The organism is Aurantimonas marina (assembly GCF_017183135.1).
In the GTDB taxonomy this organism is placed as follows: Bacteria; Pseudomonadota; Alphaproteobacteria; order Rhizobiales; family Rhizobiaceae; genus Aurantimonas; species Aurantimonas marina.
In genome coordinates, this window is sequence record NZ_JADDXW010000001.1 from 67,437 (window position 1) to 88,940 (window position 21,504).

The 21,504-nt window shown below is 64.1% G+C and carries 21 protein-coding genes, 1 other RNA gene, 1 pseudogene and 1 riboswitch; of the genes and pseudogenes, 6 read left to right on the forward strand and 17 right to left on the reverse strand.

The window, feature by feature from the left end; all coding sequences use genetic code 11:
• Nucleotides 1–30: 30 nt before the first annotated feature.
• Nucleotides 31–855 (forward strand): MBL fold metallo-hydrolase, encoded by an 825-nt coding sequence (locus ING15_RS00320; protein WP_206452780.1) that lies wholly within the window; start codon nucleotides 31–33, stop codon nucleotides 853–855.
• A gap of 21 nt (nucleotides 856–876) precedes the next feature.
• On the opposite strand, the gene ING15_RS00325 is transcribed toward ING15_RS00320, so the two are convergent.
• Nucleotides 877–1,680: a TerC family protein gene (locus ING15_RS00325; RefSeq protein ID WP_206452781.1), complete on the reverse strand. Its 804-nt coding sequence runs from the start codon at nucleotides 1,678–1,680 to the stop codon at nucleotides 877–879.
• Between the two features lie 77 nt (nucleotides 1,681–1,757).
• Nucleotides 1,758–2,579: a TIGR00282 family metallophosphoesterase gene (locus tag ING15_RS00330; protein ID WP_206452782.1), complete on the reverse strand. Its 822-nt coding sequence runs from the start codon at nucleotides 2,577–2,579 to the stop codon at nucleotides 1,758–1,760.
• Between the two features lie 292 nt (nucleotides 2,580–2,871).
• On the opposite strand from ING15_RS00330, the gene ING15_RS00335 reads away from it, so the two are divergent.
• Nucleotides 2,872–3,363 (forward strand): CAP domain-containing protein, encoded by a 492-nt coding sequence (locus tag ING15_RS00335; protein WP_232845470.1) that lies wholly within the window; start codon nucleotides 2,872–2,874, stop codon nucleotides 3,361–3,363.
• Here ING15_RS00335 and ING15_RS00340 read toward each other — a convergent pair.
• The 3 genes from ING15_RS00340 to ING15_RS00350 form a co-directional block, all read right to left on the reverse strand.
• The gene (locus ING15_RS00340) at nucleotides 3,335–3,937 is read right to left on the reverse strand and encodes a 5-formyltetrahydrofolate cyclo-ligase (protein WP_206452784.1); all 603 of its coding nucleotides are present in this window, start codon (nucleotides 3,935–3,937) and stop codon (nucleotides 3,335–3,337) included. The genes ING15_RS00335 and ING15_RS00340 overlap by 29 nt on opposite strands.
• 128 nt (nucleotides 3,938–4,065) lie before the next feature.
• Nucleotides 4,066–4,221: non-coding RNA, 6S RNA (gene ssrS / locus ING15_RS00345), on the reverse strand.
• A 91-nt stretch (nucleotides 4,222–4,312) separates the two neighbouring features.
• Nucleotides 4,313–5,395: a 2'-deoxycytidine 5'-triphosphate deaminase gene (locus tag ING15_RS00350; RefSeq protein WP_206452785.1), complete on the reverse strand. Its 1,083-nt coding sequence runs from the start codon at nucleotides 5,393–5,395 to the stop codon at nucleotides 4,313–4,315.
• A gap of 88 nt (nucleotides 5,396–5,483) precedes the next feature.
• Nucleotides 5,484–5,561: riboswitch (SAM riboswitch) on the forward strand.
• Nucleotides 5,562–5,624: 63 nt separating this feature from the next.
• Between ING15_RS00350 and ING15_RS00355 the strand changes: the two genes are divergently transcribed.
• The gene (locus ING15_RS00355) at nucleotides 5,625–6,824 is read left to right on the forward strand and encodes an O-succinylhomoserine sulfhydrylase (RefSeq protein WP_206452786.1); all 1,200 of its coding nucleotides are present in this window, start codon (nucleotides 5,625–5,627) and stop codon (nucleotides 6,822–6,824) included.
• 12 nt (nucleotides 6,825–6,836) lie between these two features.
• Here ING15_RS00355 and ING15_RS00360 read toward each other — a convergent pair whose 3' ends face one another.
• The gene (locus ING15_RS00360; RefSeq protein ID WP_206452787.1) at nucleotides 6,837–7,442 is read right to left on the reverse strand and encodes a CDP-alcohol phosphatidyltransferase family protein; all 606 of its coding nucleotides are present in this window, start codon (nucleotides 7,440–7,442) and stop codon (nucleotides 6,837–6,839) included.
• Between the two features lie 100 nt (nucleotides 7,443–7,542).
• On the opposite strand from ING15_RS00360, the gene apaG reads away from it, so the two are divergent.
• A complete protein-coding gene (gene apaG, locus ING15_RS00365) occupies nucleotides 7,543–7,935 on the forward strand; it encodes a Co2+/Mg2+ efflux protein ApaG (protein ID WP_206452788.1) in 393 nt (130 codons plus the stop codon).
• 35 nt (nucleotides 7,936–7,970) lie between these two features.
• Here the strand turns inward: apaG and ING15_RS00370 are convergent, their stop codons facing one another.
• Genes ING15_RS00370 through ING15_RS00380 form a run of 3 tightly spaced genes read right to left on the reverse strand, consistent with a single transcriptional unit; the run spans nucleotide 7,971 to nucleotide 11,179 of the window.
• Nucleotides 7,971–8,999: an Hsp33 family molecular chaperone gene (locus ING15_RS00370; protein WP_206452789.1), complete on the reverse strand. Its 1,029-nt coding sequence runs from the start codon at nucleotides 8,997–8,999 to the stop codon at nucleotides 7,971–7,973.
• Nucleotides 8,992–9,954, reverse strand: a complete 963-nt coding sequence (argF, locus tag ING15_RS00375) for an ornithine carbamoyltransferase (protein WP_206452790.1) — start codon at nucleotides 9,952–9,954, stop codon at nucleotides 8,992–8,994. Before argF ends, ING15_RS00370 begins: the two co-directional genes overlap by 8 nt.
• 10 nt (nucleotides 9,955–9,964) lie before the next feature.
• Nucleotides 9,965–11,179 (reverse strand): aspartate aminotransferase family protein, encoded by a 1,215-nt coding sequence (locus tag ING15_RS00380; protein ID WP_206452791.1) that lies wholly within the window; start codon nucleotides 11,177–11,179, stop codon nucleotides 9,965–9,967.
• Between the two features lie 179 nt (nucleotides 11,180–11,358).
• Here ING15_RS00380 and ING15_RS00385 point away from each other — a divergent pair.
• Together ING15_RS00385 and ING15_RS00390 are read left to right on the forward strand one after the other, a co-directional pair.
• A pseudogene (locus tag ING15_RS00385) lies at nucleotides 11,359–11,586 on the forward strand (DUF5996 family protein); the annotation flags it as partial.
• A 224-nt stretch (nucleotides 11,587–11,810) separates the two neighbouring features.
• Nucleotides 11,811–12,362, forward strand: coding sequence for a GcrA family cell cycle regulator (locus tag ING15_RS00390; protein WP_206452793.1), 552 nt, complete (start codon nucleotides 11,811–11,813; stop codon nucleotides 12,360–12,362).
• Nucleotides 12,363–12,472: 110 nt separating this feature from the next.
• Here the strand turns inward: ING15_RS00390 and phoB are convergent, their stop codons facing one another.
• The 8 genes from phoB to ING15_RS00430 form a co-directional block, all read right to left on the reverse strand.
• A complete protein-coding gene (gene phoB, locus ING15_RS00395; protein WP_206452794.1) occupies nucleotides 12,473–13,213 on the reverse strand; it encodes a phosphate regulon transcriptional regulator PhoB in 741 nt (246 codons plus the stop codon).
• A 6-nt stretch (nucleotides 13,214–13,219) separates the two neighbouring features.
• Complete coding sequence (phoU, locus tag ING15_RS00400) at nucleotides 13,220–13,957, reverse strand: phosphate signaling complex protein PhoU (RefSeq protein WP_206452795.1); 738 nt, start codon at nucleotides 13,955–13,957, stop codon at nucleotides 13,220–13,222.
• Nucleotides 13,958–13,983: 26 nt separating this feature from the next.
• Complete coding sequence (gene pstB, locus ING15_RS00405; protein WP_232845505.1) at nucleotides 13,984–14,793, reverse strand: phosphate ABC transporter ATP-binding protein PstB; 810 nt, start codon at nucleotides 14,791–14,793, stop codon at nucleotides 13,984–13,986.
• A gap of 23 nt (nucleotides 14,794–14,816) precedes the next feature.
• Nucleotides 14,817–16,097, reverse strand: coding sequence for a phosphate ABC transporter permease PstA (gene pstA, locus ING15_RS00410; RefSeq protein ID WP_206452797.1), 1,281 nt, complete (start codon nucleotides 16,095–16,097; stop codon nucleotides 14,817–14,819).
• Nucleotides 16,090–17,472: a phosphate ABC transporter permease subunit PstC gene (gene pstC, locus ING15_RS00415; RefSeq protein WP_332873741.1), complete on the reverse strand. Its 1,383-nt coding sequence runs from the start codon at nucleotides 17,470–17,472 to the stop codon at nucleotides 16,090–16,092. Before pstC ends, pstA begins: the two co-directional genes overlap by 8 nt.
• An 81-nt stretch (nucleotides 17,473–17,553) precedes the next feature.
• On the reverse strand, nucleotides 17,554–18,591 hold the full coding sequence (locus ING15_RS00420; protein WP_206452798.1) for a substrate-binding domain-containing protein: 1,038 nt from the start codon (nucleotides 18,589–18,591) through the stop codon (nucleotides 17,554–17,556).
• Between the two features lie 168 nt (nucleotides 18,592–18,759).
• Complete coding sequence (locus ING15_RS00425) at nucleotides 18,760–20,055, reverse strand: ATP-binding protein (RefSeq protein ID WP_232845471.1); 1,296 nt, start codon at nucleotides 20,053–20,055, stop codon at nucleotides 18,760–18,762.
• A gap of 130 nt (nucleotides 20,056–20,185) precedes the next feature.
• A complete protein-coding gene (locus ING15_RS00430; RefSeq protein WP_206452800.1) occupies nucleotides 20,186–21,328 on the reverse strand; it encodes a hypothetical protein in 1,143 nt (380 codons plus the stop codon).
• Nucleotides 21,329–21,504 lie beyond the last annotated feature (176 nt).

A 21,504-nucleotide genomic window follows, 5' to 3' on the forward strand; every position in this document is an offset into this window, starting at 1 on the left:
CCCGGCCCGTCGTTTCAAAGGATCCAGCCAATGCACCGTGTCTTCGCCTTCGCTTTGCTCGCAGCCTTGCTGATCCTCGCGCCGCGCGAGGCCGCCGCCCAGTCCGTTCCGAGCACCTGCATCGCCGTTGCGGAAAACCTCCCTCAGACACTCCGCGCGACCTACGTTTCTCTGGACGCGAAGACGCCCATCCGTGTGGCCCAGCGCGGCCGAGACGAGGTTCGCATCACCTATGTCCATCATTCGACCTATCTGATCGAAAGCCCCAACGGCGTAACGGCGGCCACCGACTATTCCGGTTTCTCCGGTCCGACCGTCCCGGACATCGCCACGATGAACAGGGCACACACCACCCATTTTACGGAGTTTCCTGATCCGGCGATTGATCATGTCCTTAAGGGCTGGAATCCGCAGGGCGGCCCCGCCCGACACGCGCTCACCGTCGACGACATGTATGTGCGCAATGTACCGACCGACATCCGCTCCGTCGGCCGTGGTCTTGAGCCGGACGGGAATTCGATCTTCATCTTCGAGGTGGCGGGGCTGTGCATCGGCCATCTCGGCCATCTGCATCACCGTCTGACCGACGAGGACTATGCGGCGATCGGCCGCCTCGACATTTTGATGGTGCCCGTCGACGGCGGCTATACGCTCAGCCAGGAGGGCATGGGCGAGATCGCCAAGCGGCTGCGCTCCTCGATCGTCCTGCCAATGCACCGCTTTCGCGGGCCGATCGACCGGTTCCTCGATCGGCTGCCAGACTTCGCGGTCGACCGGCGCGCGGAGAACAGCTTCACCGTCTCGCTCCGCACGCTTCCCGGCCGGCCGACGGTGATCGTGCTCTCGGGCGTCTGACGCAGCGTTATCTCGCCCCGCTCAACCGATCGTCGGCGGCTCGCCATGCACTTGCGCCGGGACGGTACCGCCCATCCCAGCATTCAATACCGCAGCCTTCTGCCGCTTCCTCCGCGCCAGCATGTTCAGCCCTTCGACCAGGGCCGAGAAGCTCATGGCGGCGTAGATGTAGCCCTTCGGCACATGCACGCCGAAACCATCGGCGATCAGCGTCATGCCGATCATCAGGAGGAAGCCGAGCGCCAGCATCACGATGGTCGGATTGGCCTCGATGAAGCGCGACAGCGGTCCGGCGGCGACCAGCATCACCACGACGGCGACGATGACGGCGATGAACATGATCCCGAGCTCGTCAGTCATGCCGACGGCGGTGATGATGGAATCGATGGAAAACACCAGATCGAGCAGCAGAATCTGGAGGATCGCGGCGCCGAATGTCAGCGTCGCGGCCTTGCCGATCATCGTGTCCGGGTGATCGTCGGGATCGACGCTGTGATGGATTTCCTTCGTCGCCTTCCACACAAGAAACAGCCCGCCCGCGATGAGGATCAGGTCACGCCAGGAAAAGCCGTGGTCGAAGGCCTCGAACAGCGGCTCGGTGAGCTGCACGATGAAGGCAACGGTCGACAGCAGCCCTAGCCGCAGGATCAAGGCGAGACCGATTCCGACCCGACGGGCCCGCTGCCGGTGCTCCTCCGGCAGCTTGTTCGACAGGATCGAGATGAAGATCAGATTGTCGATGCCAAGCACGACCTCCATCACGATCAGCGTGGCGAGGGCCGCATAAGCGGTGGGGTCGGCGAGAAAGGCGAAGAAGTCGGCCATCGGGGCTCCTGAAGCGCGAGAGGTCGGCTAAGGTTGAAGGGAAGGTCGGGCGCGGCGCGCCAAAGGACAGAGGGCTGTCACCAAAAATCCGGCACGGCCCCGGTGAGCCTCGGTCCGATCCGTACCGGCGCGACCTTTTCGGCGAGGCCGGTCCGGTCGGATATCTCGACGGCAAGCCCTGCGAGCGTCGCCGGACCCTGCGCCGCCTCGAAGCGGCCACGCGGCACCTTGGCGACGAAGCGGTTGATCGGCTCCTCCTTCTCCATGCCGAGGGAGGAGTCATAATCGCCGCACATGCCCGCGTCCGACTGATAGGCCGTGCCGCCGACTAGGATCTGATGGTCGGCCGTCGGAACATGGGTGTGGGTGCCGACGACGAGACTCACTCGACCGTCGAGGAAATGCCCGAAGCACTGCTTTTCGCTGGTCGCCTCGGCATGGAAGTCGATCACGATCGCATCGGCCTGCTCCCCGAGCGGACAGGCGGAAACCAGATCGTCGGCGCAGGCGAACGGGTCGTTCAGATCCGGCGACATGAACACCCGGCCCATGATGTTGGTGACGAGCACGCGCGCGCCGTTCCTGGCCTCGAACAGCCCGGACCCGTTGCCAGGCGTGCCCTTGGGATAATTGGCCGGCCGGATGAAGCGGTTCTGGCGTGTCGCGAAAGCCAATGCCTCGCGCTGATCCCAGACGTGGTTGCCGGTTGTCACGACATCGGCGCCGGCCTCCAGCGTCCGTTGGAAAATCTCCTCGGTGATGCCGAAACCGCCAGCCGAATTCTCGCCGTTGACCACGACGAAATCGAGCTTCCAGTCGGAAATCAGACCGGGCAACTTGTCGTAGACGGCGGTGCGGCCTGACCGGCCGACCATGTCGCCAAGAAAGAGAAAGCGCATCAGGCGCGACCATTCCGGCTGTACAATCCCGCCTTGACAGAAGCGTCTTCATACTTCGGTGAACATTCTTCCGACATGATGACGGGTTCTTGGCCACGTAAGGGGGGCCAGGTGAAGCGATCGATCATGCCTAATCCTTTGCGGTCTGCGGTCCAGCGTACGAAGCTAGGACGGTGGTACGATGAAGGAAGAACGACGAACGCCGCATCCGGTCGCGAATCGGAACGGGCATCGACTACCCGAGGGTGTTGCAAAACTCATGAAAGCATTCATTCAGCGTCGTGCAAACGGCTTGAGTTTCGCTCTTACGCGATTTCTGGCCCTTCTTTCGGTCGCTGTCCTGGCGGCCTGTGTCGGATCGACCGGCGCGATCGACGTCGCCTCGACCAAAGCCCTGTCCGTGGATCGGGGCGTGGCGCTCGCCTCGATCAACGCATTCCGGGCACAGAACGGACTGGGCGCGGTCCGTTTCGACGCCGTATTGGACAAGGCGGCCGACCGGCAGGCCCGGGCAATGGCGGCGCGCGGCAATCTGAGCCATTCGCTTGACGGCGCCCTGCCGAGCCGCGTCGCATCCTTCGGCTACAACTGGGCTGCGGTCTCGGAGAATATCGGCTGGAACTATCGTTCCACCCCCGCGGTGATCACCGGCTGGAAGAACTCGCCTGGGCATCGCCGCAACCTTCTCAACCCCAACGTGACCGAGATCGGTTTCTCGGCGGCGACCGGCAGCAAGGGTGAGCCCTACTGGGCTCTTATCCTCGGCCGTCAGAAGCGGCGCTGAGCAACGGCGTTTCGCACGCCATCACCTCGCGTTCGGTGACGATCGCATGCAGCGGGATGTCGTGCGGCTCGGCCGGCACCGCGTCGACTTCCTGCACGGCGAAGCCGACGCCGATCAGGCGCGGCGCCTTGCCCTTCTCGCGCTGCCTGGCAATCGCCGCGTCGTAAAAGCCGCGACCATAGCCGATGCGGCCGCCGCTCCGGTCGAAGGCGGCGAGCGGCACCAGCATGACATCGGGATCGAGAACCGCCGCGCCCGGACCCGGCGCATAGGTGCCGAAGCCTTGTGGCTCCAGCGGCGCGCCGCGCAGAAGCTCCCGAAACCGCAGCCGATCTTCCACGATCGCCGGGACGCATAGCCGCGCGCCTCGGTCGGCAAGCGCCATCATCAATGGCCGTATATCGATTTCCGTGCGGATCGGCAGGAAGCCGGAGACGACGGAGCCAGGTTCGACCGCGACCATGTGCGCGCAGCGGTCGGCGACCGCGAGCGAGGCTTCGATCCGCGCCGCCTCCCCCATGGCGTCACGCCGCGCCAGTGCCTCCGCGCGCAGACGCTGTTTTGCTTGCCGCATGTCGTAGTCCCCGTCCCCCCTGCGAATGGGGTGCCGGATATCACCGGTGATGAGCAAGAGAAAGATGCCAAGATAGCCCGCATCGCCCGAACTCGGACGACCGTTGCGATACCCGGCCGGAACGAGGATGACGAGCCACCCGGCCGATGGAGATGTCGAACCCGGGAACCTACAGAGTAGGTGGGCGCCGTGTGCCCCGGCCCACGAGCCAAGGCAGGGACAGCTCCCTGGGAATGACTAAGGCCCCGAGATAATGTTACCCCTGTCGCACCGCGCAGCCCGCCGAAGCCAGATATAGGCCGGAATCGCCGCACTATCCATAGCAAGTGCGGCACCAGGCGATCTTTATTCGCGTGTGACCAAAGTCCGTCTGCCTCAGACGAAATGCTTCGACAGTTTCAAGCCCTGCGCCTGGTAGTTCGATTTGAGATCGAGGCCATACAGCCGGTCCGGCAACGCCTGCATCCGCTCATACACCAGCCGCCCGACGATCTGCCCGTCCTCGAGGATGAACGGCACATCGTGACTGCGGACTTCCAGCACGGCCCGGCTTCCCGTTCCGCCGGCCGCGGAATGGCCAAAGCCGGGGTCGAAGAAGCCGGCATAATGCACGCGGAATTCGCCGACCAGCGGATCGAAGGGCGTCATCTCCGCCGCGAAGGCCGGCGGCACATGCACCGCTTCCTTGGACACGAGGATGTAGAACTCGTCCGGATCGAGCACGAGTTCGCCGCTCTTGCCGCGATGGATCGGCTCCCAGAAATCGGCCAGCGGGTAGGCGCCGCGCCGGTCGACATCGACGACGCCGGTGTGCCGCTTGCCGCGATAGCCGACGAGCCCGTCGGCATCCCCCACCAGGTCGATCGACAGCGCGATACCGCCGCCGGAGATATTGGCCTCTGGCGCTGTCGTCAGCCGCTCATGGGCGTGGAGATCGGATAATTCCGTCTCGGACAGCAGCGGTTCGCCGGTGCGAAACCGAATCTGCGACAGGCGCGAGCCCTGCCGCACCAGGATCGGAAAGGTGCGCGGCGATATCTCGAGATAGAGCGGCCCTTCGTAGCCGGCGGGCAGCTTGTCGAACTCCTGCCCCGCGTCCGCGAGCACCCGCGTGAAGATGTCGAGCCGGCCGGTCGAGGATTTGGGGTTGGCCGTCGCCCGTACGCCTTCCGGCAGGCGCAAGGTTTCGAGCAATGGAACGACATAGACGCAGCCGGTTTCCAGCACCGCGCCCTCGGTCAGGCTGAATTCGTGCAATTGGAAGCGCGCAAGCTGCTGGGCGACGCTACGCCCCTGGCCCGGCAGAAAGCTCGCGCGAACCCGGTACGCTTTCGGCCCAAGCCGCAGGTCGAGACTCGCCGGCTGGATCTGGTCGACATCACGCTCAATCGGCGCCGCGATCGCGCCATTTTCGAACAGCGCCCCGATCTCGCTGTCCGGTAATATTCCGTCGGTCATCGGTTATCCCGTCATCGCCTGCATGTGCCCCGCCCGTGGACGGCCATTTGGTCCTCGATTGACGCCTAGCGGGATCGGGTCTATTTGCAAAGTCGAGAGTGGTGATTTGGCCGGCCGGCTTGCAGCCACGTAAAACAAGTCGCTAAAGGGCCGATCCGACGACTGGGTATTCGATGGACCGGCTTCGCGGCGTTGCTGCGGCCGGTTTTTGTTGTTCGGAGAAAAAGCGATGCTGAAGAAAGCGGAAGAGCGGCGCAAGTTGAGGCCGGCTACGGCGATGGTCCATGGCGGCACCATGCGCTCGGGTTTCGGCGAAACTTCCGAGGCGCTGTTTCTGACCCAGGGCTTCGTCTACGACAGCGCCGAGGCCGCCGAGGCGCGGTTCAAGGGCGAGGAGCCCGGCTTCATCTACAGCCGCTACGCCAACCCGACGACGCGCATGTTCGAGGAGCGGATGATGGCGCTGGAAGGCGCCGAGGATGCGCGCGCCACCGCGTCCGGCATGGCTGCGGTCGCCGCCGCCATGCAGTGCCAGGTGACGGCCGGCGACCATGTCGTCGCGGCCCGCGCTTTGTTCGGCTCGTGCCGTTATGTCGTCGAGACCGTGCTGGCGCGCTGTGGCGTCGCCTGCACGCTCGTCGATGGCCGCGACCTCGACGCCTGGCGCGATGCCGTGCGACCGGAAACCAAGGTGTTCTTTCTGGAATCGCCGACCAATCCGACGCTGGAGGTCATCGACATCGCCGCTGTCGCCGAAATCGCCCATGCGGCCGGCGCCTGTCTGGTCGTCGACAACGTCTTCGCGACGCCGATGCAGCAGCGACCGCTGGAGCTCGGGGCCGACGTCGTCGTCTATTCGGCGACGAAACATATCGACGGCCAGGGCCGCTGTCTCGGCGGCATCGTGCTGTCCTCCAAGAACTGGATCGACGAGAACCTCCACGACTATTTCCGCCACACCGGCCCGTCGCTGTCGCCGTTCAACGCCTGGACGCTGCTGAAGGGTCTGGAGACACTGCCGATCCGGGTCGCCCATCAGACCCGCTCGGCCGCGCGCATCGCCGACGTCCTCGCCAAGCGGCAAGAGGTCGCGAGAGTAATCTACCCCGGCCGCTCCGATCACCCGGACGCGGCCGTCATCACCCGGCAGATGAGCGGCGGTTCGACCCTGCTCGCCTTCGAGGTCAAAGGCGGCAAGCCCGCCGCATTCGCCTTCTCGAATGCGTTGGAGGTCATACTGATCTCCAACAATCTCGGCGACGCCAAGAGCCTGATCACCCATCCGGCGACGACTACCCATAAAAACCTGTCGCCGGAGGCACGCGCCGAGCTCGGAATCTCCGACGGGCTGCTGCGCCTGTCCGTCGGGCTGGAGGATGTCGAGGATCTGATCGAGGACATCGAAGGGGCGCTGGCAGCGGCTCGATGAACGGTCGCCGGTTCAGCCGAAGCTCTTGAGGCTCAGCCGGATTCGCGACACGAAGGTCCAGGTCGTCATCGCCGCGAACACATAGGCGATGACGGCGAAATATTGCGGAAACAGACAGAACAGCACGAAGGTAGTGATCGTCTCGGTCGCTTCCGCCAGCCCGGTGGTGAAGAATAGCGACTTCCTGCCCCGCTGCTCGGTGGCGAGCTTGCGTTTCTCGGCCATGATCGCGAAGGCGAGGAAGCTCGCGCCATTGGCGTAGAAGCTCATCAAAAGCACCGCCGCCGCCAGCCCGTTAGCCACCGGATCGAGAATCGCGAAGGCGAGCGGGATCGCGCCGTAGAAGACATAGTCGAAGACGATGTCGAGATAGCCGCCGAGATCGGTCGGGCCGGTATGGCGCGCCACCGCGCCGTCGAGCCCGTCGGCAAGCCGCGACAGAAGCAGAAGGGCCAGCCCGAGAAACAAGGAGCCGAAGGCGATCGCAACCGCCGCGGCGAGGCCGAGGACGAGGCCGGCGACCGTCACGCTGTTGGCGCCGACGCCCCGGCGACACAGGACGGCGGCGAGCCGGTTCATCGGCGGATCGATCCGCTTCTTCAGGACACCGTCGAGCAAAGTCTTCCCCGTCGCAAACTTCCCTTGCCGCCCGATTGACCCCGGCGCGCGGCACCGCGATAAAGGGGCGAGGCCACGCGACAGGCATTTGGATTGGGCCATGTACAAGGCGACGACCCAAGAGATCACGGTCACCGTGACACCCGCCTACCTTGAGGACCATTCCCAGCCGGACGACGGCCGTTGGTTCTGGGCCTACACGGTCGAGATTACCAACGGCAGCCGTGAACCGGCGCAACTGCGATCACGATACTGGCACATCACCGATGCCAACGGCCATGTCGAGGAGGTTCGCGGCCCGGGCGTCATCGGAGAGGAACCGACCTTATCGCCGGGGGACAGCTTCACCTACACCTCCGGCTGTCCGCTCGGCACATCCTCCGGCTTCATGCGCGGCCATTACGAAATGCAGGGGCCGGGCGGCAGGTTCTTCACGGTGGAGATCCCGGCGTTTTCGCTGGACGTACCCGTGCGGCAGCGAGTGCTGAATTAGGCCGAGACCATCGACATGAACGCGGTCTGATCCGTCTATTTTGACGCCGGCGCGTCGCCCGACGTCGCGTCCGCCTCGAATTCGGCCGGGTCGAACTCGTAGCCCTCGCCGCAGAACTCGCAGGTGACCGCGATCTTGCCGTCCTCGACGCTCTCGCCGATCTCCTCCTGGGAAAAGTTCGACAACACGTCGCGGATGCGTTCGCGCGTGCAGGAACAGTCGTCGGCGACGGGTTTGGCGGGGAACACCCGCACCCCGCGCTCGTGAAAGAGCCGGAACAGCAGCCGCTCGACGCCGACATCCGGGTCGGAAAGCTCCGATGCAGTGATCGTGTCCACTAACGCGCGAACCTCGACCCAGGCATCGTCCGGCTCGAAGCTTCCCTCGGGATCGTCGAAACCTTCCGGCGCGTCGCCGCCCGGCAGATCGGGCAGACGCATGCGCTCCGGCGCCTCGGGCAGAAACTGCGCGATCAGGCCGCCGGCCCGCCAGCCTTCGACGAACCCGTTCTCACCGCGCCGGGCGATCTTGGCGACCGCCAGCTTCACCGCCGTCGGGATCTGCTCCGACTGGCGGAAATAGGCCTCGGCCACCCCTTCCATCGACGTGCCGTTCAGTTCGACAACGCCCTGGTAGCGCTGCGTATAGGCGCCCTGATCGACCGTAAGCGCCATGACGCCCTTGCCCAGGAGTGCCTCGGAATTCGTCACGCCGGCGCTGATGGCGGCATCGAGCTTGGCGTCGTCGAAGCGGGCATAGGCCCTGACACTCGAGGGCGTGGCGAAATCGACGACAAGAAGGTCCACCGGCCCGTCGGTTTGGGTCTGTGCGATGAACTTGCCGTCGAATTTCAGCGATGTGCCGAGCAGCACCGTCAGCGCGATCATCTCGGCCAGCAGGCGCGCCACCGGCTCGGGATAATCGTGACGCCCGAGGATCTGATCGAGCATGGGGCCGAGCTGGACCGCCCGGCCGCGCGCTTCGAGCGCCTCGACGTTGAAGGGGACCACGGCGTCGTCGCCGGCATAGCCGAACTCGCCGAGCGCGCGTTCCGCCTCAGCCATGCGTCTTACCCGCTGTGCCCCGCTCCGACGGGCCCGTTCCGACTTCGCCGAAACACCAGGCCAGGATCGATTTCTGGGCGTGCAGCCGGTTCTCGGCTTCGTCGAAGACCACCGACTGCGGTCCGTCGATGACGGCGTCGGTCACTTCCTCGCCGCGATGGGCCGGTAGACAATGCATGAAAAGCGCCTCGGGCTTGGCATGCGCCATCAGGCGCTCGTTCACCTGATAGGGCATGAAGACATTGTGGCCGCGCGCTTGCTCCTCGCGGCCCATGGACACCCAGGTGTCGGTGACAACGCAGTCGGCGCCGGTCACCGCTTCCACCGGGTCGTCGGTAGTTAGGATCGAGGCCCCCGCATTGCGAGCCCTCTCGACGAAGCGCATGTCTGGTCCAGATCCGGCGGGCGTCGCGACCCTAAGCGCGAAGTCGAATCGGGCAGACGCCTCGACGAAGGAGGACAAGACATTATTGCCGTCGCCGGTCCAGGCGAAGGTCTTGCCGCGAACCGACCCGCGCTTTTCCTCGAAGGTAAGGAGATCGGCCATGATCTGGCAGGGGTGTGTGTCGTCGGTCAGCCCATTGATCACCGGCACGGTGGCAAACTCGGCCAGTTCCATCAGCCGCGCGTGCGCGGTCGTACGGATCATGATCGCGTCGACGTAGCGCGAGAGCACCCGTGCCGTGTCGGCGATCGTCTCCTCGCGGCCAAGCTGCATTTCGGCGCCCGACAGAAACAGCGTCTCGCCGCCGAGCTGACGCATGGCGACGTCGAACGACACCCGGGTGCGGGTCGAGGGCTTGTCGAAGATCATCGCCAGCACCTTGCCGGCGAGCGGCTTCGGACCGTTGCGGCCGAGCGCCTTGCGCGCCGCCGCGTCGCTCATGATGGCGCGAAGCTCGCCACTTTCGACCGCGGCGATATCGAGAAAATGCTTCGGATGTCCGTTCATCATCGTTCCGGCCTCATGCACTCTTGCGCCGGTTGCCCAGCGACAGGGAAGCAACGGCAGTTTCAATGCGCGCCATTCCTTCCCGGACTTCGTCCGCCGTCAGGATCAGCGGCGGCAGCAGTCGGACGACATTGTCGCCGGCCGGAACCGCCAACAGCCCCTCCTCCCGCATGCCCGCTACCAGTTCGGTGTTGGGGACTTTGGCCTTGAGGCCGAGCAGCAGGCCTTCGCCGCGGATCTCCTCGAGGACGTCGGGATAGCGATCGGCCAGCGATGCCAGCGACTGCTTGAACAACAGCGCGATGTCGCGGACATGCTCGAGGAAACCGTCAGCCAGCACGACGTCCAGCACCGCATTGCCCACGGCCATCGCCAGAGGATTGCCGCCATAGGTCGTGCCGTGGGTTCCCGGGGTCATGCCGATGGCTGCTTCCGCCGTCGCCAGGCACACGCCCATGGGAAAGCCGCCGCCGAGACCCTTGGCCGAGGCCAGGATATCCGGCGCGGCGCCCGAATGCTCGTAGGCGTAAAACGTGCCGGTGCGTCCAATCCCTGTCTGCACCTCGTCATAGATGAGCAGGATGCCATGCTTGTCGCAGAGCTCGCGCAACCCCCGCAGACACTGGGGCGGAACCTTGCGGATGCCACCCTCCCCCTGAATCGGCTCGATCAGGATCGCCGCGACGTCCGGCGCGGCCGCTGCCTGTTTCAGCGCTTCGTGGTCGCCGAACGGCAGTTGATCGAAACCCTCCACCTTGGGGCCGAAGCCTTCGAGATATTTCTTCTGGCCGCCGGCCGCGATCGTCGCGAGGGTCCGCCCGTGGAACGCGCCCTCGAAAGTGAGAATGCGAAAGCGCTCCGGCGCGCCACTGATAAAGTGATAGCGCCGCGCAGTCTTGATCGCGCATTCCAGCGCCTCGGCGCCCGAATTGGTGAAAAAGGCGCGATCGGCGAAGGTTGCGGCGGTCAAGCGTTCGGCAAGGCGCCGCTGGCCGGGAATTTCGTAAAGATTGGAGACATGCCAGAGCTTCTCTGCCTGCTCTTTGAGCGCGGCGACGAGATGCGGGTGGGCATGGCCGAGGGAATTGACCGCGATGCCGCCGCCAAAATCCATGTAACGTCGGCCATCGCGCGTCTCCAGCCAGACGCCCTCGCCGCGCTCGAAGGCGAGATCGGCGCGCGCGTAGGTCTCGAAGAGAGGCGATTGATGGTCCTTGCTGTCAGCCATGGCGATCGACTTCGCTGATGATCCGGTTCAGCTCCCGGGCGGGATCGTCGCGGATCGAGTTCTGGAAACGTCAAAGCCTGCCGAAAGGGCAGGCTTTGCGGGCAGCTCCGAATGCATCGGAACCCGAGCTATACCACGGCGGGTCGGGCGGGTGTCAATGAAACCCACCGGATGGCTTCGCCGACCGCGCCGTGGAGCCGGCCGCCGTGCGCTTCGACGCGAAGCTCGGAGAGTTCCTGCTGCCGTATGAGGCGGTTCGTGCCAGCGCCGATCCGGACGCGACGCTGATGGGGCTCCTACAGACGACCTACGAGGCGGCAGTCGAAACGGGCGGCTGGAATCGGGCCGCATTGGACTGCGAATTCGGCGTCCCACGCGTGCCGCGAAAAATTCACGGTCCCGGTTAACGCCCCATTAACCCACAAGTCTGGGGAAAAGCGCGAAAACGATTCGCGTGTGACACGCTGGACTCTTGTCACAGAGTCCAGCGATGGGTTAAATTGAGTTCAAGATACTAGATTTCGTGCGGCGGACCTAGTTCCTCAATAAATATAGTGCGTCACCTCGCGCACCGTTTGCGCGGGGTGGAAGGATTCCGCCCGCCCCACATTTTTGCTGTAAGGAGCTTGTCATGGGCTGGACCGACGAACGCGTGGAGTTGCTGAAGCGGCTTTGGACGGAAGGGCTTAGTGCCAGCCAAATTGCCGACAAGCTGGGCGGTGTCAGCCGCAATGCGGTGATCGGAAAGGTTCATCGGCTGAAGCTGGAGTCGCGTGCGAAATCTCCCGATGTCGCCGCGCCGGTTGCGGAACGTCCGGCGTCGCCCCATTTGAAAGAAGTCGAGAGCATCGAAATGGTGCAGCCAGCACGTTTTGTGTCGGCGCAGTCCGTTTCGGCTCGCTCGATGCCGCGTACCCTCGGTGCAACGGCTTTGAAAATGGAGCCCGAGGAGGTGACAGAAGTGATCGCTGAACCCCAACGCCAGTCCGGCGAGGTGGTCCCGATCGCGCGGAAGCTCAGCCTCGTGCAGTTGACCGAGAGCACCTGCAAATGGCCGGTGGGCGATCCGCTGAAGCCGGGTTTCCACTTTTGCGGCAACGGCTCGAACGAGTCATCGCCCTATTGCGAGTATCACGCGTCATTGGCCTTCCAGCCGGCATCCGAGCGGCGTCGGGTGCGCTGACAAGCGCACTTCCTTCCCTTTCGCTTGGAATTCGAGGCCGCCATTCGGCGGTCTCTTTGTATTGAGCGGTCGCGGTGTCGCAAAATGGTCGGCCTTGCGGATGCTCGTCCCTACGGCCGCGCGCTCTTCATCGATCCCGTCGCCGGCGATTTTGCGATGGCGCAGAATTGCTCGTCAAGGGCGTAGCCGGCACCACGAACCGTTCGGATCGGATCTCGTTCGCGGCCGCGATTGATTGCCTTGCGCAGTCGTCCGACATGGACGTCGACGGTGCGTTCATCCACATAGATGTCCCGGCCCCAGACGCCGTCAAGCAGTTGCTCGCGCGAGAACACCCGCCCCGGTGACTGCATGAAGAACTCCATCAGCTTAAACTCGGTCGGGCCCAGCCTGATCTCGCGGCCGGCCCGCCGAACGCGGTGGTTCTCCCGATCGAGATCGATGTCGCCGGCGGTCAGTAGCTTGGAGATCTTTTCGGGCTTGGCCCGTCGCAGCATCGCCCGGACCCGGGCGATCAGTTCCGGCGTCGAGAACGGCTTGACCACATAGTCGTCAGCGCCAACGGAAAGGCCCCGAACCCGCTCGCTTTCCTCGCCGCGCGCGGTGAGCATGATGATCGGCAACTGCTCGCTCTCGCCGCGCTGACGAAGTCTGCGGCAAAGTTCGACGCCGGACAGACCCGGCAGCATCCAGTCCAGGATCAGAAGATCGGGCAATTCCTCCTTCAAGCGCAGATCGGCCTCGTCACCCCGGGTGATGACGTCGACTTGATAACCCTCTGCCTCGAGATTGTAGCGAAGCAGAATGCCGAGCGCGTCCTCGTCCTCAACGACAGCGATGCGTGTCGCCATGTCGGTTTACCCTTTGGGTCCGGCTGGTGGCAGATTGGAGCCCGGCTGGACCAGCGACGGCGTGCTATCGCCCTTGGGTCGTTCCGCCTCCATCTGCTCGCCGGTCTGGATATAATAGATCGTCTCGGCGATGTTGGTCGCGTGATCGCCGATGCGCTCGATGTTCTTGGCGCTGAACAGGAGATGCGTGCAGGCGGTGATGTTGCGCGGATCCTCCATCATGTAGGTCAGCAGCTCGCGAAAGATCGAGGTGTACATCGCGTCGATCTGCTCGTCATTGTCGCGAACCGCCATTGCCCGAAGGTGATCGTGCTCGCCGTAGGCGTCGAGCACTTCCTTCAGCTGCACCAGCGCCAGTTCCGACAAATGCTCGATGCCGCGCACGAGTTGCACCGGCTGAGAATGGTCGTGCACGGCGATCACACGCTTGGCGATATTCTTGGCGAGATCCCCGATTCGCTCCAGATCGTTGGAAATGCGGATGGCGCCGACGATCTCGCGCAGGTCGACGGCCATCGGCTGGCGCTTGGCAATGGTGCGGATCGCCCGCTCGTCCAGATCGCGCTGGGCCGCGTCGAGCAGCACATCGTCAGCCACGACCGACTGCGCCAGATCCCAGTCACTGCGCATCAAGGCCGCGACGGACTGCTCGACCATGCGCTCGGCCTGGCCGCCCATCTCCGAAATCCGGCGCACGATGAATTTTAGCTCGTCCTCGTAGGACGTGACGGTATGCTCGGTCATCTGCGCGCTTCCCTCGTTGTTTTGGTTCAGCCGAAGCGCCCGGTGATGTAGTCTTGGGTGCGCTTGTCGTCGGGGTTGGAGAACATCTTCTCCGTATCTCCGACCTCCACGAGACTGCCCAGATGAAACATCGCCGTGCGCTGCGACACCCGCGCCGCCTGCTGCATCGAATGGGTGACGATCACGATCGTGTAGTTCTGCTTCAATTCGTCGATCAGTTCCTCGATCTTCGCGGTCGCGATCGGATCGAGCGCCGAACAGGGCTCGTCCATCAGGATCACCTCGGGCGAGACGGCGATGGCGCGGGCGATGCACAAGCGCTGCTGCTGACCGCCAGACAGGCCGGTGCCCGGCTCGTCGAGACGGTCCTTGACCTCGGCGAAAAGGCCGGCCTTGCGAAGACTCGTCACCACGATGTCCTCCAGCTCCGCCTTGGAGTTCGCCAAGCCGTGGATACGCGGTCCGTAGGAGACGTTATCGAAGATCGATTTGGGAAACGGGTTGGGCTTCTGGAAGACCATGCCGACCCTGGCGCGCAGTTCCACCACATCGATGTCGGGATCGTAGATATCCTGCCCATCGAGCGTGATATGGCCTTCGACCCTGGCGATGTCGATCGGATCGTTCATCCGGTTGAGACAGCGCAGGAACGTCGACTTCCCACAGCCGGACGGGCCGATCAGGGCCGTGACCTGACGCTCGTCGACGTCGAGATCGACGTCGAACAGGGCCTGTTTCTGGCCGTAATAGACAGACACCCTTTCGCCGCGCATCTTGATCGGACGGTTCGGTCGCACCGCGGCTCCCTTCGCTGACGTCGTTTGGATATCGTCCATCATGGCGGATTCCTGTCGCAAGATCACCAGCGCCTCTCGAAACGGCGGCGCAGAAGAACCGCGGTGAGATTCATCACTGTTAGGAACATCAAGAGCACGACGATCGCGGCGCTGGTACGCGCAACAAAGCCGCGCTCGGGACTGTCGAACCAGATGAAGATCTGGGTCGGAAGCGCGGTGGACGCGTCCATGATGCTGGATGGCGCCGACGTGATGAACGCGTTCATGCCGATCAGCAGCAAGGGTGCCGTTTCCCCCAGTGCCTGGGCCAGACCGATGATCGTTCCAGTCAGGATGCCGGGCAACGCCACGGGAAGAACGTGGTGGCCGATGACCTGCATCTCTGACGCGCCAACGCCCCTCGCGGCCTCGCGGATCGACGGCGGCACGCCCTTGAGCGCGCTGCGGGTCGTGATGATGATCGTCGGAAGCGTCATCAGCGCGAGCACGAGTCCGCCGACCAGAGGCGCTGAACGGGGCAATCCGAAGAAGCCCAGGAACAGCGCAAGGCCCAGGAGGCCGAAGACGATGGACGGCACTGCGGCAAGATTGTTGATGTTGATCTCGATGAAATCCGTCAGACGATTTTTCTTGGCATGTTCCTCCAGATAGACCGCGGCTCCGACGCCGAGCGGCACGGCCACCACCAGGCAGACGAGCAGCAGGAAGAACGAGCCGATGATTGCGCCCTTGAGGCCGGCCAGCTCCGGAAAGCGGCTGTCGGCATTGGTGAACAGACCCCAGTCGAATTTGGAGCGGATGCGCCCGGCCTGATCGAGCGCCTGATACACCTCGATCTGCCGGTCGCTGAGCGGACGCCGGCTGGCGTCCACCGTGGGATCGATCACGCCCTCATAGAGCTGCTCGTAAGGGTCGGACACAGGCACCCAGACGCTGATTCCCTCCGTGACGGCGGCGCCCGCCGCAGCGATCGCATCCCTGACGTCGTATTGCGCGCCGTCGCTGAGGATCGAGGTGATCGCGCGGCGCTCCTTTCGTTCCTCGGTCGCCGGAAAGAGCGACAAGATCGCCTCGTTGACCGCCGCCCGAGGGCTTTTTTTCGCGGCCTCCTCGACACTGGAAAACGGCGGTAATTCGATGCGAACCTGGGTCTGTGTCCAGGCGCCCATGGACGATGAGACGACCGACCCGACCAGGATCGCGAGCATCGCGAGGGCGAACAGGATCGCCACGATCCCGTACAGCTTCAAACGCGTCTGCGCGGTTTTACGCCGTTTCAGGCTCGAGCGGACCAGCTGCTGCGTGCGGGAGGTTTCGCCGCCTGAAGACACGATCTCAGTCATATTGTTCCCGGAAGTGCTTGACGACCTGCAGCGCGATGAGGTTCAGGCCGAGCGTCGCGATGAACAGCGTCAGACCGAGACCGAACGCGGCGAGTGTCTTGGGGCTGTCGAATTCCGTGTCGCCGGTGAGCAGCGAGACAATCTGAACGGTGACCGTCGTTACGCCTTCCAGCGGGTTGGCGGTCAGATTGGCGGTGAGGCCCGCGGCCATCACCACGATCATCGTCTCGCCGATCGCCCGGCTCGAGGCCAGAAGGACGCCGCCCACGATGCCAGGAAGGGCCGCCGGCAGCACGACGCGCATCACGGTTTCGGCCTTGTTCGCGCCGAGGCCGAACGAACCGTCCCGCAGCGACTGCGGCACTGAATTCAGCGCATCGTCGGAGAGCGAGGAGATAAACGGAATCAGCATCACGCCCATCACCAGGCCGGGAACGATTGCCGCCGTCGGCGAGACGGAGACACCGACAACCTCGCCGGCCCCTCGGATCGCCGGAGACACGACCAAAACCGCGAAGAAGCCGTAGACGATGGTCGGAATCCCGGCCAGAATCTCGATCAGTGGTTTGACGAGACCGCGAACAGCCCTCGGCGCGAATTCGGACATGTAGATCGCCGCGAACAGCCCGACGGGCAGAGCGACGATCATCGCGGTCGTGGCGATGACGAAGGTTCCCACGAAGATCGGCACGGCGCCGAATGCACCGGTGCTGCCGACCTGATCGGCACGAATGGCGATCTGCGGGTCCCATTTCGTTCCGAAAAAGAACTCGATCGGCGAGACCACCATAAAGAACCGGAAACCCTCGAACACCAGTGAGAAGAAAATTCCCGCGGTGGCCAGGATCGACACGGTGGCGCAACCGATCAGCAGCCATTTCAGGATCCGCTCGGCGTCGTTGCGCGCCTGGAACCGCACCCGGACCCGCGCCAGCACCCAGGCGATCGCGCCGGCACCGATAAGCATGAGGATCGCGGCCAGAATCCACCGCGACAGCGCAGCAGCGCTCTTGAATCGCTCCGCGGCTGCGACGACTTCCGCACTGGGCTCGCCGAAGGTAATACCCACAGCGGCCTGCCGGACCTCGCCGACGATGAGGCTGAGCCGGGATGGGCTCAGGCCGTCCGTCACTGACGACGGCAGCAGCGTGCGGATGTAAGCATTGAGCACGGCCGGCTCGAGCAACAGCCAGGCGACGATCAGCGCGAGACCCGGCACCAACACCAGCAGAACCGCCAGATATCCGTGATATTTGGGAAGCGAGTGGAGCCGCGCTTCGCTCGCCGCGCCCGAACGCCGCGCCTTGCGGCTGGCCAGAATGAAGCCGGCGATGCTCAATAGCACCGGAATGGCGAAGATGATGCTCAGCGGCACGGCCAGGCTCCATTGGGGTCCCCGCCGACCCGGAAAGGCCGGCGGGATTTTTTCAAGGCGTAGGCTAGCGAACGCCGGATGTCAGCCCTGAGGCGCTTCCATCGACACGCCGTTCACAGCCTTGTCCTCGACTTCCTTCAGTTTCTCATCCTTCAGCGGAACGAGACCGCGGTCCAACAGATAGCCGTCCTGCCCCATCGCGTTTTCGCTGACATATTCCGCGATGAACTCGTTGAGGCCAGGAATCGCCTCGCGATGGGCGTTCTTGATGTAGATGAACAGCGGACGGGATACCGGATACTCGCCCGATTCAACGGTCTCCTCCGATGGCGTGACGCCACCGATCTCCGCCCCCTTCAGCTTATCCTGATTTTCGTACAGGAAGGAATAGCCGAAGATGCCGAAGGCTTTCGGATCCGACTCCAGACGCTGAACGATGAGGTTGTCATTCTCGCCGGCTTCGACGAACGCGCCGTCGGTGCGCATGCGCTGGCAGACTTCGTCCTTGCGGCCGTCCTCGAGAGCTTCGATCCCGGCGAGCTCGCCGCAGCCTTCTTCCATGACGAGTTCGACCCAGGCGTCGCGGGTGCCGGACGTCGGCGGCGGGCCATAGACGAGGATCGGCTCGGCGGGCAGCGAGGCATCGATCTCATTCCAGCTCTTGTACGGATTGGCCTTGATCTCGCCGTCGACGGGCACTTCGGCGGCAAGCGCCTTGTAGAGCTGCTCTTTGGTGACGGACAGATCCGGACCGTTCTGCGACGACGCGAGCGACAGCGCATCATAGCCGAGCAACACCTCGGTGATGTCGGTCACGCCGTTCTTCTGGCACAACTCCCACTCGGACGGCTTCATGGCACGCGACGCGCCGGTGATGTCCGGGGTCTGAGCGCCAACGCCTTCGCAGAAGATTTTCATGCCGCCGCCGGTACCGGTGGATTCGACAACCGGAGAGGAAAACTCCGACTGGTTCGCGAACTGTTCCGCGACGGCCTGGGTGTACGGAAAAACAGTCGATGAGCCGACGATTTGGATCTGATCGCGGCTCTGCGCGCCGGCCTGGCCGGTCAAAGCGATTGCGGTGCCGAGCGCAAGGCCGGCGATGAGCTTGTTGTTCACGGGGAATATCTCCTTGAGGAGTTTCGTTGAGAACCGAGCGATTGAGTGCCACCCTGCTTGGCGGCTACGGTTCGCCGTCACCTCTATCGACGTCGCACGAACTCTATATGACAACTCGATCTCATTTTTATGACATCATAATACATTGATTGTTATGGTATTTACTGATCAATCAGAGTTTCCGGCCGGATCGGGGAAGCGCGCCGTGAAGACCGATCCCTCGCCGAGATTTGAAACGACCAGAAGCCGGCTGCGATGGCGCAGGAGGATATTGCGAACGATCGACAGGCCGAGGCCGGTCCCGTGCTTGGCGCGCGAGTTGCCAACATCCACCCTGTAGAACCGCTCGGTGAGCCGCGGCACGTACTCGGCGGGAATGCCGGGACCGAAATCGCGCACTGAAGCGTCGATCACTCGCTCGCCCCGTTCGCTGTTTCGGGACAGCTCCATTTCGACGCGCTCGCCGCTCTCACCGTATTTGCAGGCGTTTTCGACGAGGTTCGAGAACACCTGGATCAGTTCGTCCTCGTCGCCGGCAATGACAAACGCCTCCTCAGGCGCGGAAAAATCGATCGTCACGCCAAGTTCCGCGGCGAGCGGAGTCAGTTGTGATCGAACCTTGTTCAAGACCGCCACCAGATCGGCGGACGTCGCGACGGGCATATGGCGTTTCATCTCGATCCGTGACAGCGACAAAAGATCGTCGATTAGCCGCGACATCCGCGCCGCCTGCTCCCGCATGATCTGCAGAAAACGATCACGCGCGGCGGCATCGTTGCGGGCGGGTCCCTGCAGCGTCTCGATGAACCCGGTCAACGACGCCAGCGGCGTACGCAGCTCATGGCTCGCATTGGCGACGAAATCCGTCCGCATGCGCTCGATCCGCAATTCCGCCGTCCGGTCGCGGAACAAGATCAGGAAGAAATGCGGCCGCTCGCCCTGATGCGGCGGTATCGCCACGATCTCGGCTTGCCAGGTCCGCTCGGGCCGGCGCTCCTCGAGGATGGCCCGGGCCGGTTGGAGGCTTGCGATGGCGCCCTCGATCGTGGCGAGCAATTCCGGCGAGCGGAAGCGAAGCGAAATCGGGTCGCCGAGCGCCATGTTGCCGAAGGCGATCAGCGAGGCCGGGTTGCGGTAGCGCAAGAGCATCGCGCGGTCGACGATGAAGCCTGGTTCCTGCAGCGCCTCGACGACCGCCTTCATGCCCCGCCCCGGCCAAACCACCTGCGTTCCCTCTGCGGCAGGAGCTCGCCCGTGGGTGGCCCCCCGCCCCCGAGGCCAATGCATGACGAGCATGAGCACGGCGAACACGAGCAGCGCGCCGACCGCCGCCTCGGGAACCCACCAGGCGAGAGCGCCAAGCGCCACCGCCGCGGCAAAGCTCGTGCGCTTGGCGTGGGTGGCACCGATTACGCGGGTGGCGTCGGTGCTGAGTTCGTCTTCCGAACGTCCCGTCAAAGCCATCGGCATGCCTTTGCCGGGAAATTTGCGAATCGCAATGAAAGTTGCATGGAGCGAGTCTACGACGGTCCCGTCAGATTTCCATGACACGCTGACGGATTACCGCACCGCGCCGGACCAGCTGCCCATACCTTCAGTCGATCGGCCGAAGGCGAAATCCGTAGACATTGAGGTCGCGCGCGTTCCCGCCGACGCCAGGACCGATTGCAAGCTGCGCTGCTCCATCGGCGCTTGCCGGCACGTCCATCTCGAACACGAAGGTTTCCTCACCGATTGTCGTCGAAAACCGCTGCCGGCCACAAACCGTTTCGCCGGCGAACAGGCACCGGATGGTGAACTCGCGCGGCGTGTCGTCGGGCGAGCCGACGGTCAATTCGCCACGGGCCGTCAGACCGGCCAATCGTCCAACGATACCAGGCCCGATCAGTAGCGCGATTTCGGCCTCCTCCGCATCGGCCGGCCCCTCGATCTGGACGGCGGCGCGCCCGCCAGCCCCCTCGATCGTTTTTACCCGGCCACCGGTTTCGGCCGACACTCGGTCGATTTGTCCGCCGGCGAAAACCTCGATCCAGTTCTCCTGAGAGGCACCATCCGCGGGTCCCTCCGTCGGTCCGACACGGACACGACCTCCGGTGGCTTCCCGGTTCGACCTGACAGTCGACAGATCAGATGACGTGCCGTTCAGTGCGAACCAGGCGGCCATGGCAATGAGAAGCAGAATAACGAGGGCCATCGCCGGGACCACGAGGCGCCGAAGCGCCCGCCGAGTCGGCCGTGCGCGGCGGCGGCCCGGCAACCAGGCGTCGTCGGCCCGCGCGATGCGGTCTTCCTCCAGGTCGGCAAGGGTCGGCGCCGTATCGATCCCGCGTTCCCCCTTCAGCCGCGCGTCGCCGGCCGCAGCCGCACGCGGCACCGGTTCTTCGAGCGCCGCTTTCGGCACGCCCCTCCCATCATCGTCGAGCCCGCCGCGGGATGCCTCGCCAACGAAGGGGGGTTTGCCGCCGCCGGACGTGGCGGCCCCGGCGTCGATCGGAGCTCCCTCCCCGCCTTGCGGGTCTGGATAGGTCGCCGGAGGATAGTCGGCTTCGATCGCCTCGATGGCCGCCATCAACTCGTCGCGCTGGTGATTCGCCTCCGCCTCGCTCTGATTCTTGTCGGTCACCACGCGAAGCATGGCGCGCTCGGCCGCCTCATAAACCTCGACGCGGAAGTCCGGATCGGCCGCATTGCCCTTTTCCAGAGCGCGCCTGACACCCCGTTCGATCGCGCTGGCCACGATTTTCCGCCCCTGTCGGTAAGAAAAGCCGTGCCCCCTTCGATATAGCAAAAGAGGCACGCATGGCTTGTACCGGGGGGCGTCGCGGCATTCAATCCCGCATCTGCCGCGCGCGGGCGTCCTGGTGGTAGCGCGGTATGTGGATTTTGCTTCACACCGCGGCGAGCAATATCCTG